Genomic DNA, 20,041 nt, shown 5'->3' with positions numbered 1-20,041 from the left:
ACGGCCGCACTGAAGCCGGCATCTGCTGCGTTGGAGCCGACCTCGATGATGCTCATTGCCAAAAGGCAACTCCGCTCATCGAGGTCGACTCCGCCTTGCATCTACCGGCTTCATTGCGACCTCCTACGGCGTGAAGCGCTTTAGGTTCTAAAACAGAATTAGCGTCATCCGAGGTTTTTGAAATGAATGTTTTGATCATTGGCAGCGGTGGCCGTGAACACGCCCTGGCCTGGAAAGTGGCTCAGGATCCGCGCGTGCAGAAAGTTTTCGTGGCGCCCGGCAACGCCGGCACCGCCATTGAAGCCAAGTGCGAGAACGTCGCCATTGACGTGCTGGCCCTTGAGCAACTGGCAGACTTTGCCGAGAAGAACGTTTCCCTGACCATCGTCGGTCCGGAAGTGCCGCTGGTCGCTGGCGTCGTCGATCTGTTCCGCTCCCGTGGCCTGGACTGCTTCGGTCCGACCGCTGGCGCTGCTCAGCTGGAAGGCTCGAAAGCGTTCACCAAGGACTTCCTGGCTCGCCACAAGATCCCGACGGCCGACTACCAGAACTTCACCGAGATCGAGCCAGCCCTGGCTTACCTGCGCGAGAAAGGCGCACCGATCGTGATCAAGGCCGATGGCCTGGCCGCCGGTAAAGGCGTGATCGTTGCCATGACCCTGGCCGAAGCCGAAGACGCCGTTCGCGACATGCTGGCAGGCAATGCCTTTGGCGACGCCGGTTCCCGCGTGGTGATCGAAGAGTTCCTGGACGGCGAAGAAGCCAGCTTCATCGTCATGGTCGACGGCAAGAACGTACTGCCGATGGCCACCAGCCAGGATCACAAACGTGTCGGTGACGGCGATACCGGTCCGAATACTGGCGGCATGGGTGCTTACTCCCCGGCTCCAGTGGTCACCAGCGAAGTGCATAAGCGCGTCATGGACCTGGTGATCTGGCCGACCGTGCGCGGCATGGCCGAGGAAGGCAATGTCTACACCGGTTTCCTGTACGCCGGCCTGATGATCGACAAAGCTGGTAACCCAAAAGTCATCGAATTCAACTGCCGTTTCGGCGACCCTGAGACCCAACCGGTAATGCTGCGTTTGCAGTCGAGCCTGGTGTTGCTGGTTGAAGCGGCCCTGGCGCAAGCCCTGGACAAGGTCGAAGCGCAATGGGATCCACGTCCGAGCGTCGGCATCGTACTGGCTGCTGGCGGCTATCCTGGCGACTACGCTAAAGGCGTGGCCATCAATGGTCTGGATGCAGCCGCTGCACTGGAAGGGAAAGTCTTCCACGCCGGCACTGCGCTCAAGGATGGACAAGTGGTGACAGCCGGTGGTCGGGTGCTTTGCGCGACCGCCATGGGCGCCAGCGTTGATGCGGCTCAGCAGCAAGCTTACAAGCTCGCGGCCGAGATTGACTGGGAAGGCTGTTTCTATCGCAAGGACATTGGCTATCGAGCCATTGCCCGCGAGCGCGGCGAAAATCAGGAATAAGCCAGCCATTCGGCAAGGCAAGGGCTTCGAGCCCTTGCCTGACTATTCCGGCGCCGCGCATAGTTATATTCTGGCATTAACCTACGAAGGGATTTCGCCGTGCGCTGGCTCAGGATTGCCATAGGTTTCACCGTCACGCTGCTGACCTTGCTCTGCATGCTTCCGGCCCAAGCCGCGCAAGGCAGTGGCTGGGCAGTATTGCTCGACGAACAGGGCGATCTGCAGCTGAGCGACATCCGTTCCGCTCGCTACATCAATCAATTCAGTCCCATCGAACTTGACCGCCTCACCGCGGCCGAGCCCGAGGGCGCGTTATGGCTGCGGTTCAAACTCGCGCCCGGCAAGCACGAACAATTGCTGCGGGTGTTCGCTCCCGATCTGGCACACCTTCAGCTTTACGTGCTGGACGGCGACACGCTGATCGAGCAATCGAGCACCGGTACGCAGCAGCCCCAGGTTGAGCGACCATTGCCCAGCAGCGAATACATGCTGCCGCTGCCACAAAGCGACAAATCCCTTGACGTTTACCTGCGACTGGTCTCCGAACACCAGTTGCGGCCCTACATCACCCTGCAATCGGCAATCGTGACCGCGGCCAACCAGAACCAGACACTGATCTACGGTCTGCTGTTTGGCTGCCTTGCGATGTTGATCCTGCACAACCTCATCCGTTACGCCTATACCCGCTCGCGCAGCAGTCTCTGGCTGTCAGGCTGTGAAGCCCTGTTGATGCTCAGCCTGGCGCTGCTGCTGAACCTGGTCGGGCCATGGTTGCCGGACTGGCATGCGATTCAAACGCCGGGCGCCTACCTCGCTTTGCTGCTGACGGCACCGTGCGGCCTGATGTTCGCCTATCGCTTCTTTGCCCCACTCGGCCCGCACCCGCTGAACAAGCTGCTGCTGGGCGACATCCTGATCATCATTGTCTGCGGCCTGCTGTTGTTGTTCGTCAACACGCTGCCACTGAATATCATCACCTACGCGCTGGTCGCCCTGGCGGGCCTGAGCATGTTGTTCGTCAGCGCCTATCATTGGCAAAAAGGCTATCGCCCGGCGCGTCTTTTCGTGGCGGCCATGGTGGTGTTCAACCTCGGCACGCTGATTATCCTGCCGGCCCTTCTGGGGTTGACCCTGGTGGAACCTCAAGGCCTGATCACCACCTTGCTGGTGTTCATCTGCATCAGCGGCCTGCTGATGAGCATTGCCCTGAGCGAACGCCAGCGCAGCATCACCGAAGACCGCTTCAGCATCAGCCGCGACCTGGCCGCCAGCAATGCCGAGATCAACGCCAAGGCTGAATTCCTGGCGAAGATCAGCCACGAAATACGTACCCCGATGAATGGCGTGCTGGGCATGACCGAGCTGCTGCTCGGCACGCCGCTTTCGGTCAAACAGCGCGACTATGTGCAAACGATCCACAGCGCCGGCAACGAGCTGCTGACCCTGATCAACGAGATTCTCGACATCTCAAAGCTGGAGTCCGGGCAGATCGAGCTGGACGATGTGCAGTTCGATCTCAATGCACTGATCGAAGACTGCCTGAGCATCTTCCGCGCCAAGGCCGAACAGCAGAACGTCGAGTTGATCAGCTTCATCCAGCCGCAAGTACCGCGGGTCATCAGCGGTGACCCGACGCGCCTGCGCCAGACATTACTGAGCCTGCTGGAAAACGCCCTGAAGAAAACCGACGAAGGCGAAATCCTGATTGTCGTCGCACTGGACGAACGCAGTACCAAACCGCGCTTGCGCATCGCCGTGCAGGACAGCGGCGAGCCCATGGACGCCGAAGAGCGCGACGCGCTGATGCATGCCGAACTGCATAGCAAAAACTTCCTTTCGGCCACGCGCCTGGGGGGCAATCTGGGGCTGGTCATTGCCCGCCAATTGATTCGCTTGATGCAAGGGGAATTCGGCATCAAGAGTGGCTCCAACCAGGGCAGTACCCTGTGGCTGACGTTGCCGCTGGACCCTGACCGTCTCGAACACCCGACGTCCGATCTCGATGGCCCTCTGCAGGGTGCACGGGTGCTGGTGGTGGACGACAACGACACCTGTCGCAAAGTGCTGGTGCAACAGTGCAGCGCCTGGGGCCTGAACGTCAGTGCCGTACCGTCCGGCAAGGAGGCCCTCGCGCTGCTGCGTACCAAAGCTCACCTGCGCGATTATTTCGACGTGGTCCTGCTGGACCAGAACATGCCCGGCATGACCGGCATGCAACTGGCGGCCAAGATCAAGGAAGACCCGAGCCTGAACCATGACATCCTGCTGATCATGCTCACCGGCATCAGCAATGCGCCGAGCAAGATCATCGCGCGCAACTCCGGGATCAAACGCATCCTCGCCAAACCGGTGGCCGGCTACACCCTCAAGACGACGCTGGCGGATGAACTGAATCAGCGGAACAAGGGCTTGGTCGTCTCGCCCCATCTGCCCACCGGCCCTACCCTGCCGGTGAAGGTGCCCAGCGATTTCCGCATCCTGGTGGCCGAAGACAACAGCATCTCGACCAAGGTTATTCGCGGCATGCTGGGCAAACTCAACCTGCAGCCAGACACCGCCAGCAATGGCGAAGAAGCCTTGCAGGCCATGAAAGCCCAGCGTTACGACCTGGTACTGATGGACTGCGAAATGCCGATCCTCGACGGCTTCTCGGCGACCCAGCAATTGCGTGCCTGGGAAGTCGGCAACCAGCGAATTCGCACCCCCGTGGTGGCGCTGACCGCTCACATCCTCGCCGAACACAAAGAACGTGCGCGCCAGGCCGGCATGGACGGGCACATGGCCAAACCGGTCGAGCTGTCACAGTTGCGCGATCTCATCGAACACTGGGTTGCGCATCGCGATCAGCAAAACCGGGCGGCAACTCAAACGTCCTGAGCCGACAGACCCCGCAGTGCCTGATAGACTCCCCCTCGACTTCCCTCGCCAGTGAGCTTGCCCCATGCTCCACGTGTTGTTCAGCGTTTACCTGAAGATGCTGGTGCTCTACAGCCCGTTCTTCGTGTTGTCCTGCTTTATCAGCCTGACTCGCGGTTATTCACGCAAGGAACAACGCCGACTGGCGTGGAAAGTGGCAACCGCCACGCTGGTCTCCAGCGTCCTGCTGTATTTGTTCGGGCGGGTGATTTTCAATGTTTTCGGCATCACCGTGGACGCGTTCCGCATCGGTGCCGGCAGCGTGCTGTTCATCTCGGCGCTGGGCATGGCGCAAGGAAAGTCGGCTGTGCAGACCGACAACGTGCAACAGGACGTGACCATCGTCCCGCTCACCATTCCCCTGACGGTCGGCCCCGGCACCATCGGCGCTTTGCTGGTAATGGGCGTGAGCCAGCCGCATTGGGATGACAAACTCATGGCCATTATCAGTATCGCCCTGGCCAGTTTTACGGTCGGCGTGGTGCTTTATCTATCGAACCGCATCGAGCGCATTCTTGGTGACCAGGGCTTGCAGATTGTCAGCCGGTTGATGGGGTTGTTCGTTTGTGCGTTGGCGGCGCAGATTATTTTTACGGGTGTGAAGGGTTATCTGGTGCCTTAGGGACATCCCGACCTGGACTAGCGCACGTTACTTTTCGGGAAGCCAGAGACATGGAGCCTCTGGCGGCGCCACCTTATGGACGCCTGCTAAACCGCTTGGACAGCAACGTTTTTCTATGGGCGGCGAGATACTTTTCTACCTGCTCCTTTACTTCCGCATAACGAGCCGGATTGAAGGTCAAGAACGCCTTACCCTGGAACACATCGAGAGCCGACGTCTTCCAGTTAACAAAAAGAACACCACCATTATCACTGCTGCCCCGATGATCCACGGCTGCCAATGCGACGACAATAAGGCCGTTAGGCAACTGCTCGCAGGGGATTGTTGATAAACGCACGCCTTCGGCATCTTTCGATTCGATGTTCAACAGTTTGATTGCTTCAGATTCTTTCTTCAGTGCAGTCAACGTGGAATTCGTGACAGCGCTGAGTACTGTAGCGCCTGGAATAGCAGCTTTCGCAGCCTCCACTGTAGCCTGGATAATATCAACCATCACATTATCCATAGTTACATTCAGCGAATTCGACCGATATTTAGAGTAACCTGCATCTGGAACAAAGCAACCCAATGCCTCCATACATTTCAGAAACTCGACATACCTGTCTTTTGCATTCTTATTGTCGGGAACCTGATACTTCGCCTCGACTTTCGACATGGTAATAATATCTTCGATGACCTTCATGTTGCCAAGGCTGATATTATCTCCATAGCCGATCAAACTATCCCCTAGCACCAGCGCATCCAGCTCCTTGGTCGGATTCGAAACATTCGCAATTGCTGCAGAACGCGCGCGAATCATGCCAACCTGTTTACGCTTCTGGATACACGCACGTACAAAATCAACACTCTCTGCCACGGTTACGCGACTCTCATTAATATCCATATAAAAGATTCCATTGCCAGTTAATTATTACCCACCTGGGTGCTAATTAAACTAACCAAATATCACACACCCTACAACTTCAATTGAATACCACATATGTACACCACAACAACTTTTAACAAGCACTGCATTTAAACAAATGCAGACAACAACAGCACGATCATCATGAGCAAACGACTCAGATGATCGGGCAATTGAAAAAGAAAAACAGGAAACTTGTTATTGAATGGGTACCAGCTTATCGCCGTAACTACGCGGTGTGTATACCCATAAACGACCATCCGGGCGAAGTATCACACGCGTCGTGGAGGACCCGACAAGTACCATGGTTCGCATGTCCACCTGATCGGGCGTCAATTGACCGAGCGTTGTCACCCGCAAGGTCTGGCCCGGACGACCGATATCGCGCCCCAGGACCACCGGCGTTTCAGGTGTGCGATGCCGGGCGACGATGTCCAGCGCCTGGCCTAACTGCCATGGACGCGAACGGGAAATCGGATTGTAGAAAGCCAATGCCAAATCCGCTTGAGCGGCCAGGTCCAGACGCTTCTCGATGATCGCCCAAGGCTTGAGGTTGTCCGACAGCGACAACACACAGAAATCATGCCCCAACGGCGCCCCCGCCTGCGCGGCCGTCGCCAGCGAGGCAGAGACACCCGGCAAAATTTCCAGATCGACGTTGTGCCACGCCGCCTCGGTGGACTCGTGAAGCGCTTCCAGCACCGCGGCAGCCATGGCAAAAACACCCGGATCGCCCGATGAAACCACCACCACCGAACGCCCTTGCGCCGCCAGCTCGAAAGCGTGACGCGCTCGCTGCATTTCTTCGCGGTTGTCGGTGCAATGCATCACTTGATCCGCGCGAAACGGCCCAGCCATGCGCACATAAGTTTCGTAACCGAGCACATCATTGGCACGAGCAAGCTCAGCCTTGACCGCCGGCACCATCAGCTCGGCAGCGCCTGGGCCCAAGCCGATCACTGCCAAACGACCGCGTGGACGGCCAATCGACAACGGGTCCAGAGGCTGCTCGGCGACCGCGATGGCAATGGCGTCATCGCCGAAGAACGAAACAGGCTGCCCGATAGCCTTGCACGCCAGTTCGCTGAGCGCGCCGACATCGTTTGTAAAACGCAGCGGCACACCCAGTTCAAGCGCGGCTTCATGCAGCGCCGGGCTGGCCATTTCGGTGTCGGCGGCCAGCACACAGGCCACCGATTGCGCGGCGATTTTGGCCTCATGCAAAGCATCGCGAATGGCACCCGGCAAGTTCGCTACGCGGGCACTCACTGCCACGAGTACATTGCGCGGATAGATCAATAGTTCGTTGGCTGCTGGCGTACGCTCGGCATGACCGACATGAACCGCCAGCCGCGCCAGAGGATTTTCAGGCAGCTGCGCTTGCGCCAACCAGGGTGCCGCGCCTTCGATGCGCACAGTTTCACCCGCCAGCAAATCGGACACGAAACGCTTGCCCAGTTCCAGATCGCCGAGGGCATAACCCTCGGGCGGATTGAGTAGACAGGTGCCGAAACGCAATTCACCGCTGGTCGTGATGGCCGCTGCCACATCAAGACCAGCCGCGATCTCACGGGCCATGACATTCACCCCGCCAAGACCACCGAGCAGCGGCACCACCGCGCTGCCGTCTTCGGCAACGGCCAGCACTGGCGGCTCGGCGCCTTTTTCCAGGAGCAACGGCGCCAGGGTGCGGATCACGATGCCGGCCGCGCACAACGCAATGATCGGCGTGTCCTGCTGATAGAGCTCGCGCAGAGTGGCACCGAATTCGTTGTAGACACGGTCCGCGCCGTCGACCCGTTCGGCCAGGCCGTGGATCAGCGCTCCGGGGTACACCTGTTGAATTTTGCGCGCGGTCGCGAGGCTGCCATTGCCAAGAATGACAATCGTCGGAACTGGACGGGCCATCAGCCTTGCCACCTTTCACCCGGGACGATGATCAGCGAGAAGTACGGCGAGGACATCGGCTCGACCTGATCCAGCGGGACGATCTTCTGGTTCGCCATGGTTGCGCGCTCGACGTACAGCGCCCGCTCCGCGAGACCGAGTTCTTCGAGCACCTGACGGACTTTGGGAAAGTTACGCCCCAGCTTCATGATCACGGCGGCATCGGCGTCAGCCAGACGACGCTTGAGGTCATCGTGAGGCAGCACGCCGGACAGCACCGACAAACTCTGATTGCGATACACCAACGGCGCACCCAACACCGAAGCACCACCCAACATCGAGCACACACCTGGCACGACTTCGGCTACATAGCGCTCAGCCAGGCGATCGTGCAGGTACATGTAGGAGCCGTAAAAGAACGGGTCGCCTTCGCAAATCACCGCCACGTCCCGACCGGCATCGAGATGCGCGGCGAGTTCTTCGCCGGCCGCATCGTAGAAATCGCTGATCACTTGCTCGTAGGACAACGGAGCGGGCAACGCCTCGGTCGTCACCGGATACACCAGCGGCAGCAAAGTTTGTGCATCCTGCAGATGCGCCTCGATGATGCCGAAGGCATTACCCTTCTTGCCCTTGGCGACGAAGTACGCCACCACGGGCGATTCACGCAGCAGGCGCAGGGCTTTGACGGTGATCAGTTCCGGATCACCGGGGCCGACGCCAAGGCCGATCAAACGTCCAGGTTGCTGCATCATTCGATCTCCGTGGCGAGGGCATTGACGGCGGCGGCGGCCATGGCGCTACCGCCCAGCCGGCCTTGCATGATGACGAAGGGAACACCGCGACTGTCTGCCGCAAGCATAGCCTTGGATTCGGCGGCGCCGACAAAGCCCACCGGGAAGCCGAGGATCAGCGCCGGTTTCGGTGCGCCGGCGTCGAGCATTTCCAGCAGATAAAACAGTGCGGTCGGCGCGTTGCCGATCACCACCACGCTGCCTTCCAGGTGCGGGCGCCACAGTTCCAGCGCCGCGGCGGAACGGGTGTTGCCCAGTTCACGGGCCAGCTCGGGAACGCTTTCATCACGCAGGGTGCAAATGACCTCGTTGTTCGCAGGCAAGCGCGTGCGGGTCACACCTTCGGAAACCATCCGCGCATCACACAGAATCGGCGCACCGGCGGCCAGCGCCTCACGCCCGGCCTTGCCCGCGCCTGCGGAGAATTGCAGTCCGTCAATCGCATCGACCATCCCGCAGGCGTGAATCACTCGTACCGCGAGTTTTTCAAGATCGGCCGGGATCCGGTCGAGGTTGGCCTCGGCGCGAATGATCGCGAAGGAGTTGCGATAGATCTCCTGACCGTCGCGGATGTAATCAAGCATCAAGGGGGCTCCGTGAGCGGGCGTCGAGCAAGGCGCCGACCGCTTCAATAGTAAGGTTGCGTGCGTGCAGTGCGCCGAAACCCGGCTGCCCCGCATCGCGAAAATAGAGGTCGTAATGACCGGGGGTGATGGCCAGCAAAGTGACCGGCGCAATATGCGCGGCGGCACAGGAACGCGAACAACCGGTCAGGTGCACGCTCAGCACATGTCCGTGGTGCTGCAGCAGCGCGGCCAATTGCAAAGCGTCATCCTTGGTGTCGGCCAGGCCTTTGGCGCAGCCCGTCGAACCGGTGCAGGCGATCAAGTGGGCCAGTGATTGATCCGCTGAACAGAGAAATCCGAACCGACCCAATGCTTCAGTTACCGCTGACGTATCTTCGAGCCGGATGCCGGGAAGCAGCAGGCTTTGCCACGGTGTGAAGCGCACGCTGCCGTCGCCGTAGACCTTGGCCAGTTGCGACGCGCCTCTGAGCATGTCCGGGTCCAGTCGCCCCAACGGCACGCTCGCGCCAATGTAGGCGAAACCACGTTGACGCTGTGGATAAGTGCCAATGTGCTGCGGCGTTGAGGAAGTTGGGCGGTTCCACCCTGCAACGTTGATCGGGTGCTCACTCAAGCGCGCGGTCAATTGCGCCATGAAATCCCTGACCGACAGTTCGGCCAGCAGGTGCCGCATACGCGTCTGGTCGGGACGGGCCAGTTCGAGAAACAGCTCCAGGACGTTGATCACCAACTCGTGCCCCAAAGCCTGTGGCACCGCGCCCGACGGCGCATCGACCGGACATCCCGCAAAACCGAAAGCCAGCATCGACTTTCCGTTCAATTCGATGGCCGACAACCATAAGTCATGAGGGTGATTAAGCATCGCCAGCGCTTCGCCGCCATCGAGTTGCACCGCGAACTTGGCCGACAGGTCATGCAGGTGTGAGAGCGTTTCCAGGCTCTGGAGAATCTGTGTGCCCAGCGGGCGGATGTCGAAGCGCATCTGCTGGTCAATGCCCGCGCTGGGACTGAGCATCACATTGCGCACATCGTCGCCTGCGTCGGTGGTCGGGCCCAAACCTGCCTCGAGTAACAAACCAATCAATGCAGCGTGTTCGTGGCCAATACCACGAATCTGCAGGTTGGCTCGATTAGTCGCCTCGATCACCCCGCCCGCGTACTGTTGCGCGGCATCGGCCACGGCCTCTGCCTGTTCCGAACTGATGGAACCGCCCGCCAGTTTGATCCGACAGATCCCGCCGTCCAATGCCTGGACAATACGCAGCAACCCCGGGCATGCCGAAGGGCGTAAGGAAGGAGGCTGCTGTCGTGGGCTCACAAGATGACCGGCTGCAGGGCGAAGGGTCGCTATTATGCCTGCTTTGCTAGAAAGCATGAAAAGCCCGCGCGTCGCCCGGTTCTCACTCCCTGCCACGGGTGCTTCATAAGCACAAAGGCCTGGCTCAGCCGTGCGAAGACTTCAGCCTGAGTTTGAATCTGGCCATTCTGTTTTCTTTTAGTTTCTGTTGTATGAGCTGCCTTTTTTCATTGAGCCTGGCCTCATTCAGCACGAATTCGGCGTAGTACTGTAAAAGGCTGGCCGAGCCATCATCCACTGTGTGAAATAGAAATTGCTCGGACTTCACGCTGGCTACCAACTTCAATCGAGTGACTTGCATCCGTAACTTGCCCGCTCCGTCACGCCAGAAGGGAGTGACTTGAAAGAGTTCGCCTCCGGCCGTTTCCTGATCCAGAGAATAAGTGGCCGGGCTGTTTCCTTTAATGGCATCGAATGAATCGATCAACAAGTTGATTACGCTGCTGCCAAGCTTTGTATTTTGCCTTGACGACAATGACCGTAAATAGGTCTGTACCACATTGCCGTAAATGGTATCGCGGCGCCTTGTATACGAATCACCTACCGGCTCCCATCCGATCCAGTCGAGACAGCTTCCATAGCTATTGAACCATTGTTCCGATTGGGTGAAACGACTGGCTTCCAGGTCTGCATTCAACGATGAAATCAAGGTGCAGTCCGTTACATCGTCAAAATCCGCAAGGGACCCTCCCTCCATTGACACTATCGTTGGGCCCGTAACAACTGCGCCACGATTTTTATCTTCCATGATTTAATCCTTTAATTTAAACACCACGAAAACTAAGCCAACCTACCCCCACTTACAACACCGCATTGCAATTCCAAATAAGACCAAACCCACAAACTTATTTATATATTCAACACATGCGAACCTGGACTTTAAGGTTATTCCCAATAGAAAACAGGCCAAGCTTACGGACAGCCTCCGCGCTATCATATGGACGCCTGTAACGACACAGGACTTCGCAATTCGACAGAGGATGGACATGACTGCGTGGCTGACCGTAACGGGTATCGGTGAAGACGGCTTCAAGGGCCTGGGCAAAAATGCCCGTCGAGCCCTGATCGGCGCTTCAAGGATCGTGGGCGCCCAACGCCAACTGGATCTGCTGCCGCCATGCATCCGCGGCGAACGCCAGCTCTGGCCTGTTCCGTTCTCCCTCGATGCATTGATAGCCCTGCGTGGTGAGCCTGTTTGTGTGCTGGCCAGCGGCGACCCGATGTTCTTCGGTGTGGGCGCCAGCCTTGCTCGGCAATTACCCAGTGATGAAATGCTGATCCTGCCGGCACCCTCCTCCTGCTCCCTCGCCGCCGCGCGAATGGGCTGGCCGTTGCAGGATGTGGTGACATTGTCCGTGGTCGCCCGCCCGATCGCAGCGCTTAACGCGCAGTTGTTCAGCGGCGTTCGTTTGCTGGTACTGAGCAACGACGGCCAAAGCCCTGGCGCGATCGCCGCGCTGTTGCGTGATCGTGGATTCGGACCGAGTCGCCTCACGGTGCTGGAGCATTTGGGTGGTGCAGCCGAACGACGCATCGAAGGCATTGCCAGCGACTGGACCGAGCCCGATATCGCTGACCTGAACCTGATCGCCATCGAGTGCATCGCCGAACCGAACACACCGCGCCTTTCACGACTGGCCGGCCTGCCGGACACGGCGTTCAAGCACGACGGTCAACTGACCAAACGCGATGTCCGCGCCATCACCCTCGCCCACCTCGCCCCGACCCCCGGCGAATTGCTGTGGGACGTCGGCGCCGGCAGCGGCTCGATCGGCATCGAATGGATGCGCGCCCATCCGAGTTGCCGCACGCTCGCCATCGAAGCGGATGATGGACGCCAAGAGTTGATCGAACACAACCGCGATGCCCTGGGCGTGCCCGGATTGCAGTTGATTCGCGGCAGTGCGCCGCAAGCCCTGGCGGGGCTCGAACGCCCGGACGCGATTTTCATTGGCGGCGGCGTGACCCGCGAAGGCGTGCTCGATACCTGTTGGGCCCAACTCAAGCCCGGCGGTCGACTGGTCGCCAACGCGGTGACCCTGCAAAGTGAAATGACCCTGATGGCCTGGCGCGAGCGACTTGGCGGGGAGCTGACGCGCATTCATATCGCCCAGGCCCAGCCATTGGGGGAATTCGATACCTGGCGCCAGGCGTTGCCGATTACTTTGCTGGACGTGACGAAGCCCATCGATGCGTGACGAAACCGCCGAACAACCTGCACCACTGCGCAGTGGCCTGACCACCGGCAGCTGCGCCACCGCGACCAGCCTCGCCGCCGCCCGTCTGTTACTCAGCGGCGCGACGGCGGACGCGGTTCAGATCGTTCTGCCCAAGGGCAAGCAGGTGCAGATGCGCCTGGAGTTCTGTCGATTGATGGACGACGGCGCCGAGGCCGGAACCCTCAAGGACGCCGGTGACGATCCGGACGTGACCCATGGCGCGCTGCTCTATTCCCAGGTACGGCTGAGCGGCGAGCCGGGCATTCGTTTCAACGCTGGCAAGGGCGTCGGCACAGTGACCCGTCCAGGCTTGGTGTTGGGTGTCGGTGAGCCGGCGATCAACCCGGTACCGCGCAAGATGATCAGCGATCACCTGACGCGGTTGGCGGATGATCTCGACTACAGCGGCGGTTTCGAGGTGACGGTGAACGTTGAAGACGGCGAAGCGCTGGCGTTGAAAACCATGAACCCGCGATTGGGGATTCTCGGTGGACTGTCGATTCTCGGCACCAGCGGCATCGTCCGGCCATTTTCCTGCGCGGCTTATATCGCCTCGATCCATCAGGGCATCGATGTGGCAAAAACCAATGGCTACCTGCACATCGCCGCCTGTACCGGCAACGCCAGCGAGGACACCATGCGCCGGGTCTACGACTTGCCGGAAATCGCCCTGATCGAAATGGGCGACTTCGTCGGGGCAGTGCTCAAGCATCTGCGCAAAGTGCCGGTGGATAAACTCAGTATTTGTGGTGGCTTCGGCAAGATCAGCAAACTGGCGGCCGGGCATATGGATTTGCACAGTCGGCATTCGAGCATTGACCTGCCGCAACTGGCCGAGTGGGCCGCTGCGATCGGCGCCGATGAGGTGTTGCAGCAAAGCATCCGCGAAGCCAACACCAGTCAACAAGCCTTGGCAATGACCAGCGCTGCCGGGATTGCCCTTGGCGACGCGGTGTGTCAGCACGCCTTGGACTTTGCTCGCAGCGTGGTACCTGCGCAGGTCCAGGTCGAAGTGTTTGCCATCGATCGCCAGGGCGGGATTGTTGGCCATGCGGGAGTTTTTCAATGAAGCGCATTTTGTTGCTCGGCGGCGTGACGGAAGCCCTGGCCATCGCTCGAACCCTCGGGCCCGAACACATCTATAGCCTGGCCGGCGTCGGTCGCGTGCCGACGGATCTGACCTGCCAGGTTCGCGTCGGCGGCTACGGCGGCGCCGAAGGGCTGGCGCAGTTCATTCGGGATGAAGGCATCGATCTGCTGCTGGACGCCACTCACCCCTACGCCGCACAAATCAGTCAGAACGCCGCGACGGCCGCACAGTTGAGCGGCATTCCATGCTGGGCGCTGAGGCGTCCGGCCTGGCAGCCACAGGCTGGGGATGACTGGCGGGAAGTCAGCGACTGGGCCGGGCTGATCGAAGCGTTGAAACCCTTTCACCGGCCGCTGTTCACCCTTGGCCGCGAACCGTTGCAGCACCTGCATGAAATCCCGCCGGAACAATTCTGGACGCTGCGCGCGCTGGACGTTTATCCGGGCAACGAACGCTGCGACGTCATCGGTGCGCGCGGGCCGTTCCTGATCGACGATGAACGCGAACTGTTCGAACACCGGCAAATTGACGTGCTGATCAGCAAAAACAGCGGCAGCACCGCCACCGAACCGAAGCTGGAAGTGGCGCGCGAACGCGGGGTGCCGGTGCTGGTGTTGAAGCGACCGGTGTTGCCGAGGGTTGAGCGGGAGTTTGGGTCGGTGGTCGAGGTGCTGCGAGCAATGACAGAACGGTTACTAACCTGAGAATTGCGAACACCTTACGACGCCTTCGCGGGCAAGCCCGCTCCCACAGGGTTTCTTTGTCTGGCCCTGGATTTGTGTCCGACAAGGTCCAATGTGGGAGCGGGCTTGCCCGCGAAAGCGTCCTGGCTGGCGATGCAAAGGTTGGAGCCTACGAATCAACCAGACTTTGCATTGAGCAGCACTGCCGATCCGTAATTCGCGACTATCATGAAGGCTATGGAGCATGGCGCTGCGACACCACACCGCACGCCACTTTTTTACTTATCGGCACTGATCAGGCTAAATAGCCGCGCTTGATCGCCCACTCAACCGGATCTGTCCCATGTCCCGACAACGGCTCGCATTTGCCTGGATCGCCTGCTTTGCAGTGCTGTTCAACATGCTCGCCATGCCGATGACCGGAGCGATGGCGCAGACGGCGAAGTCCCCCGCCGAGCAGTTGCTGTGGGGCAGCTTCTGTTCGTCCGGCGGCACCAAGATGGTGGCGATTTCCCTGGGCAACATCGAGCAGAAAGCCCCGCAGAGCGACACCCATTCCAACATGCAGCATTGCTGGTGCTGCTCCGGCTCCGCACCGCTGGTGGCGTTGCCCGGGCCTGTACCTCAGTTGTATTTCGCGCGTTTCGAGGCTAATCGAAGCCTGCCCCCCGCATCCCTCGATACTCCGACACCGCGCCAGCAATGGCCAAGCCTGAACCCCCGCGCGTCCCCTCTGGCGTGATTCCTTTTCGCAATCAACCTGCGTTTTGAATCGTTCCGGAGAACTGCCATGTTGAACAAACTTATCGTTCTGGCCACGCTGCTGTTGCCTGCCTGCTTTGCCAATGCCCAGGATTACAAAGCCGGTGAGCTGGAAATCGCTCATCCATGGTCGCAAGAGTTACCGCCTAATGCGCCGACCGTTGCGACTTACTTCGTGATCCACAACACCGGCAAATCCGCTGACCGGTTGCTCAGTGTCGAGTCGCCGATTGCAGGCATTGCCCAGTTGCATGAGCACGTAAAGCAAAACGATTTGATGAAAATGCAGCAGATACCGAGCGTGGAAATCCCGGCCGGCGGTGAGGTCACTTTTGCCCCCATGGCGTATCACGTGATGCTGCTGGAGCTCAAGGATCGCAGCCTGTTGAGCGATGGCAAGCGCTTCCCGTTGACGATGCACTTCGAGAAGTCCGGCGACGTGACGGTCGAAGTCGCGGTGCAGAAAAAGGCACCCGACGGCATGCAAGCGCATGCGCACGGCCAATAATCAACAGAGCTGAATACGCCCATGCGCCCGCTTAGCGTCAGGTCATCCACGCCACGTCGTCAGCCACTGAGCCTGACCCGTGGCAGCTGGATCAGCCTGTTCGCCATGTTGATGATCTTTATCGGTCCGCTGATTTCCCAGTCGATGCCGATGGATCAACGCGCCTCGGCGCTGATGAGCGGATCCATGAGCATGTCGATGGACATGAGCATGGATACGTCGGCGACGGAACATGCCGAGCATGGCGCGCAACCCGCCGCCGAGCACTGCCCGCCGAAAGCCGATCATCACGCACTCTGGGAAAAATGCGGCTATTGCAGCCTGCTGTTCAATTGCCCGGCACTCACCGGCGGCCAGTCCTTCGTTGCATTCGACACGCCAAACGCCACCACTTTCATCACCCTCTCCCCCCGTCTGGGCCACGCCCGGCAAACCTTCTTCCCCGGCGCCCGCACCCGCGCCCCGCCCATCGTCGCGTAAACACCCACTCCTGATTTCACACGGTTGATAAGACAGCTCCAGGCTGCCGGCCGTGTCGTTTACGACTGTTCGATGGAAATTGTCATGTCCAGGTTTTCTGCTGACACATGCTTGAACGCTGTTCAAGCCTCTTTTGCCCTGAGCGAATCCAGCGTTCGTTTCAGGCACGCCACCGCAATCCTTTGCGGTGCTCTGCTGACACCGATGGTGCTGGCCGATGAACACGCGGGCCACACCGAAGAACTGAGCCCGACGGTAATCACCGCCATCGCGCCCAGTTCGCCGCTGACCATCGTCACTAACCTCAAGGACCCGCGCCAACCCGTGCCGGCCAGTGACGGCGGTGACTACCTGAAGACCATTCCGGGCTTCGCTCTGGTGCGCAACGGCGGCACCAACGGCGATCCGGTGCTGCGCGGCATGTTCGGCTCACGGCTGAACATCCTCACCAACGGCGGCATGATGCTCGGCGCCTGCCCCGGCCGGATGGACGCCCCCACCTCCTATATCTCACCGGAAACCTACGACAAGCTCACCGTCATCAAAGGCCCGCAAACCGTACTCTGGGGACCGGGCGCATCGGCTGGCACAATCCTGTTCGACCGCGAGCCGGAAAGCTTCGGCGAACTCGGTACCCGGGTGAACGCCAGCGTGTTGGCCGGCTCCAACGGCCGCTTCGACAAAGTGGTGGACGCCGCGGCGGGCGGGCCACTCGGTTACGTGCGCGTGATCGGTAACACCGCGCATTCCGACGATTACAAGGACGGCAACAACGACACCGTGCCGTCGCGCTATGACAAATGGAACGGCGACGTCGCGGTGGGCTGGACCCCGGACGCCGACACCCTGCTGGAACTCACCGCCGGCAAGGGTGACGGCGAGGCCCGTTACGCCGGGCGCGGCATGGACGGCTCGCAGTTCAAGCGCGAGAGCCTGGGCCTGCGATTCGAGAAGTCCAACATCAGTGACGTGCTGGAAAAGCTTGAGGCGCAGGTCTACTACAACTACGCCGACCACGTGATGGACAACTACACCCTGCGCACGCCATCGGGCACAGGGATGATGGCCGGCCCCATGGCCTCCAACGTCGACCGCCGCACCCTCGGCGCACGGATCAAAGCCACCTGGCGCTGGGCCGATGTGCAGTTGATCAGCGGCATCGATGCGCAGACCAACGAACACCGCCAGCGCAGCGCCATGGGCGTCGACACCTACAAGAACCTCCCGTACACCAAGGACGCCGACTTCCACAACTACGGTGTGTTCAGCGAGCTGACCTGGTACGCCGCCGACCGTGACCGGCTGATCACCGGCGCACGCCTGGACCGCGCCTCGGCCAAGGATTTCCGCCAGACCACCGGCTCGGGGATGATGGTTCGCCCCAACCCGACCGCCAACGACACCCGCGCCGACACCCTGCCAAGCGGCTTCGTTCGTTACGAGCATGACCTGGCCGACAGCCCGACCACGCTGTATGCGGGTCTTGGTCACACCCAGCGATTCCCGGATTACTGGGAGCTGTTCTCGCCAAACTCCGGTCCCGCCGGTTCGGTGAATGCCTTCGATTCGATCAAGCCCGAGAAAACCACCCAGATCGATTTCGGCCTGCAATACAAGACCGACGACCTCGAAGCCTGGGCCTCGGGATATGTCGGGCAGGTGCGCGATTACATCCTGTTCAACTACACGCCTGGGATGATGGGCATGACCTCGCAAGCCGAGAATATCGACGCGCGAATCATGGGCGGTGAACTGGGTGCGGCGTACAAGCTGACCAGCAATTGGAAAGCCGACGCGACCCTGGCCTACGCCTGGGGCAAGAACAGTAGCGATGGCAGCGCGTTGCCGCAGATGCCGCCGCTGGACGCACGGTTCGGCCTGACCTACAGCGAAGACAACTGGAGCGCCGGCGCCTTGTGGCGGGTGGTCGCGGCGCAAAACCGCATCGACCAGAACAAAGGCAACGTGGTCGGCAAGGACTTCGACAAGACCTCGGGCTTCGGCGTGTTCTCGCTCAACGGTGCGTACCGCATCAACCAGAACTGGAAGGTCAGCAGTGGCGTCGACAACCTGTTTGGCAAGGCGTACGCCGAGCACTTGAACCTGGCGGGCAACGCCGGTTTCGGCTACCCGGCCAATGACCCGCAAGCCATCAAGGAACCGGGGCGGACGCTCTGGACCAAGGTAGATATGAGCTTCTAACAACATCGCAGGCAAGCCGTTCCATTGTGGGAGCGGGTTTGCTCGCGAAGGACTGCGCAGCAGTCACCAGACAACTACAAAAGATCCAAGCCAAGCGGAGCACAACCGATGAAACAGCCCAAAGTGAATTTCTACAACCTGGCCTGGCGCTGGCATTTTTATGCCGGTCTGTTCGTCGCGCCTTTCATGGTGATGCTGGCCCTGACCGGCGTCATTTACCTGTTCAAGCCGCAGCTCGATCCGCTGATGTACAGCAGCCTGCTGAACGTCCCGGCCGGTCATCACAGCCTTCCCGCCGATGACCTGCTCAAACGCGTGAAGGCGGCTTACCCACAGGGCCAGATCAAGCAATACCTGCCACCGGTCAACGCCGAACGCAGCGCCCAATTTGTCGTCATGAATGCCGATCAGGAACTGAACGTATTCCTCGATCCGTACCAAGGCGACATCCTGGGCGAGCAAGACGCCAAGAAGAATCTGCAAGCCGTCGCCCGGGCGATTCACGGCGAGTTGATGATCGGCACCGTCGGTGACCGGCTGGTGGAGTTGGCCGCTGGGTGGGGCATCGTGCTGGTGGTTTCCGGTGTGTTTTTGTGGTGGCCGCGAGGCCAGGCGGCCGGCATTCTGTGGCCGCGCTTGAGCAGTCGTGGTCGAGTGCTATGGCGCGACCTGCACGCGGTGACCGGATTCTGGGGCGCGTCATTACTGTTGGTGATGCTGCTCAGCGGCATGACCTGGACCGGGTTCTGGGGCAAGCAATACGCTGGCGTCTGGAACGTGTTCCCGGATGCGATGTGGAATGACATGCCCAAGTCCGACGTCGAGGCCCGCAGCCTGAACAGTGCAACCCGTCAGACCGTGCCATGGGCCATGGAAAACACACCGATGCCGATGTCCGGCGACCACGCCGAACACATGTCCCACGACAACGCACAACCCGGCCCCGCCGCACCGACCATCAGCCTGCAAGACGTACAAAACATCGCCGTGCAACGCAAGGTCGAGCCGGGTTACAGCATCACCTTCCCGACCACGGCGACCGGCGTATTCACCATCGCCGTGTTCGCCGACGACCCGCGCAACGACGCCACCTTGCATGTCGATCAGTACACCAGCGACGTACTCGCCGACGTGCGCTGGGAGCATTACGGCAACGTCGCCCGCGCCACGGAAATGGGCGTGATGCTGCACGAAGGCAAGATGTTCGGGGTGGTCAATCAGCTCATCGTGTTGCTGATCTGCCTGATGATTCTGCTCAGCGCCGTCAGCGGTGTGGTGATTTGGTGGAAGCGTCGCCCGCAAGGCAAGCTCGGTGTTCCACCGTTGCGCCACGACCTGCCGAAATGGAAAACCGCGATGGTCATCATGTTCGCATTGGCGGTGGCCTTTCCGCTGGTGGGCGCTTCGCTGGTGGTGGTGTGGCTGCTGGATCGGCTGTTGCTGTCGCGATTCAATCGGCAAACTGAAACCGCCTCACCTTCATCATGAATCAGGCGAGATGCGCGATTTAGAGGGATCGGTAGACTTGCGGCGCTTACCGCACGGTCATTTT

17 protein-coding genes are annotated in these 20,041 nt (G+C 60.1%); 11 read left to right on the top strand and 6 right to left on the bottom strand.

All coding sequences use genetic code 11. From position 1 onward, the window contains the following. Positions 1-182: 182 nt before the first annotated feature. The 3 genes from purD to ACA055_RS03035 all read left to right on the top strand — a co-directional run bounded on the left by purD (position 183) and on the right by ACA055_RS03035 (position 5,016). Positions 183-1,478 (top strand): phosphoribosylamine--glycine ligase, encoded by a 1,296-nt coding sequence (gene purD / locus ACA055_RS03045; RefSeq protein ID WP_497682308.1) that lies wholly within the window; start codon positions 183-185, stop codon positions 1,476-1,478. Between the two features lie 99 nt (positions 1,479-1,577). Then, positions 1,578-4,355 (top strand): hybrid sensor histidine kinase/response regulator, encoded by a 2,778-nt coding sequence (locus ACA055_RS03040; RefSeq protein ID WP_497682307.1) that lies wholly within the window; start codon positions 1,578-1,580, stop codon positions 4,353-4,355. 64 nt (positions 4,356-4,419) lie between these two features. Continuing rightward, a complete protein-coding gene (locus ACA055_RS03035) occupies positions 4,420-5,016 on the top strand; it encodes a MarC family protein (protein WP_150765023.1) in 597 nt (198 codons plus the stop codon). Between the two features lie 73 nt (positions 5,017-5,089). On the opposite strand, the gene ACA055_RS03030 is transcribed toward ACA055_RS03035, so the two are convergent. From ACA055_RS03030 to ACA055_RS03005, 6 genes are all read right to left on the bottom strand, one after another. Further along, entirely contained in the window at positions 5,090-5,899 is an 810-nt protein-coding gene (locus ACA055_RS03030) for a hypothetical protein (protein ID WP_497682306.1), read from the bottom strand. Positions 5,900-6,118: 219 nt separating this feature from the next. Continuing rightward, positions 6,119-7,828, bottom strand: coding sequence for a precorrin-3B C(17)-methyltransferase (gene cobJ, locus ACA055_RS03025; RefSeq protein WP_497682305.1), 1,710 nt, complete (start codon positions 7,826-7,828; stop codon positions 6,119-6,121). Next, positions 7,828-8,559, bottom strand: coding sequence for a precorrin-2 C(20)-methyltransferase (locus ACA055_RS03020; protein WP_497684350.1), 732 nt, complete (start codon positions 8,557-8,559; stop codon positions 7,828-7,830). Before ACA055_RS03020 ends, cobJ begins: the two co-directional genes overlap by 1 nt. Beyond that, a complete protein-coding gene (locus tag ACA055_RS03015; RefSeq protein WP_497682304.1) occupies positions 8,559-9,185 on the bottom strand; it encodes a precorrin-8X methylmutase in 627 nt (208 codons plus the stop codon). The genes ACA055_RS03020 and ACA055_RS03015 overlap by 1 nt, the downstream gene beginning before the upstream one ends. Next, positions 9,178-10,563 carry a precorrin-3B synthase gene (gene cobG, locus ACA055_RS03010; protein ID WP_497682303.1) on the bottom strand — a complete coding sequence of 462 codons (1,386 nt, stop codon included), beginning with the start codon at positions 10,561-10,563 and terminating at the stop codon, positions 9,178-9,180. The genes ACA055_RS03015 and cobG overlap by 8 nt, the downstream gene beginning before the upstream one ends. A 67-nt stretch (positions 10,564-10,630) precedes the next feature. Then, complete coding sequence (locus ACA055_RS03005; protein ID WP_497682302.1) at positions 10,631-11,293, bottom strand: hypothetical protein; 663 nt, start codon at positions 11,291-11,293, stop codon at positions 10,631-10,633. A 238-nt stretch (positions 11,294-11,531) separates the two neighbouring features. Here ACA055_RS03005 and cbiE point away from each other — a divergent pair, with 238 nt between their 5' ends. From cbiE to ACA055_RS02965, 8 genes are all read left to right on the top strand, one after another. After that, complete coding sequence (cbiE, locus tag ACA055_RS03000; protein WP_497682301.1) at positions 11,532-12,743, top strand: precorrin-6y C5,15-methyltransferase (decarboxylating) subunit CbiE; 1,212 nt, start codon at positions 11,532-11,534, stop codon at positions 12,741-12,743. Further along, positions 12,736-13,833 (top strand): cobalt-precorrin-5B (C(1))-methyltransferase, encoded by a 1,098-nt coding sequence (locus tag ACA055_RS02995; RefSeq protein ID WP_497682300.1) that lies wholly within the window; start codon positions 12,736-12,738, stop codon positions 13,831-13,833. Before cbiE ends, ACA055_RS02995 begins: the two co-directional genes overlap by 8 nt. Further along, positions 13,830-14,558, top strand: a complete 729-nt coding sequence (locus ACA055_RS02990) for a cobalt-precorrin-6A reductase (protein ID WP_497682299.1) — start codon at positions 13,830-13,832, stop codon at positions 14,556-14,558. Before ACA055_RS02995 ends, ACA055_RS02990 begins: the two co-directional genes overlap by 4 nt. 322 nt (positions 14,559-14,880) lie before the next feature. Then, on the top strand, positions 14,881-15,279 hold the full coding sequence (locus tag ACA055_RS02985; protein ID WP_497682298.1) for a DUF2946 domain-containing protein: 399 nt from the start codon (positions 14,881-14,883) through the stop codon (positions 15,277-15,279). Between the two features lie 48 nt (positions 15,280-15,327). Further along, complete coding sequence (locus tag ACA055_RS02980) at positions 15,328-15,807, top strand: copper chaperone PCu(A)C (protein WP_497682297.1); 480 nt, start codon at positions 15,328-15,330, stop codon at positions 15,805-15,807. Between the two features lie 21 nt (positions 15,808-15,828). Next, complete coding sequence (locus ACA055_RS02975) at positions 15,829-16,287, top strand: DUF2946 domain-containing protein (protein WP_497682296.1); 459 nt, start codon at positions 15,829-15,831, stop codon at positions 16,285-16,287. A gap of 84 nt (positions 16,288-16,371) precedes the next feature. Further along, positions 16,372-18,489, top strand: a complete 2,118-nt coding sequence (locus tag ACA055_RS02970; protein ID WP_497682295.1) for a TonB-dependent copper receptor — start codon at positions 16,372-16,374, stop codon at positions 18,487-18,489. A 108-nt stretch (positions 18,490-18,597) separates the two neighbouring features. Then, positions 18,598-19,977, top strand: a complete 1,380-nt coding sequence (locus ACA055_RS02965; RefSeq protein WP_497682294.1) for a PepSY-associated TM helix domain-containing protein — start codon at positions 18,598-18,600, stop codon at positions 19,975-19,977. The last annotated feature ends 64 nt before the right edge of the window (positions 19,978-20,041 follow it).

The organism is Pseudomonas sp. LBUM1657 (assembly GCF_059716075.1).
Note: the sequence above shows the minus strand (reverse complement) of the source record. Positions and strands in the feature narration are given on the sequence as shown.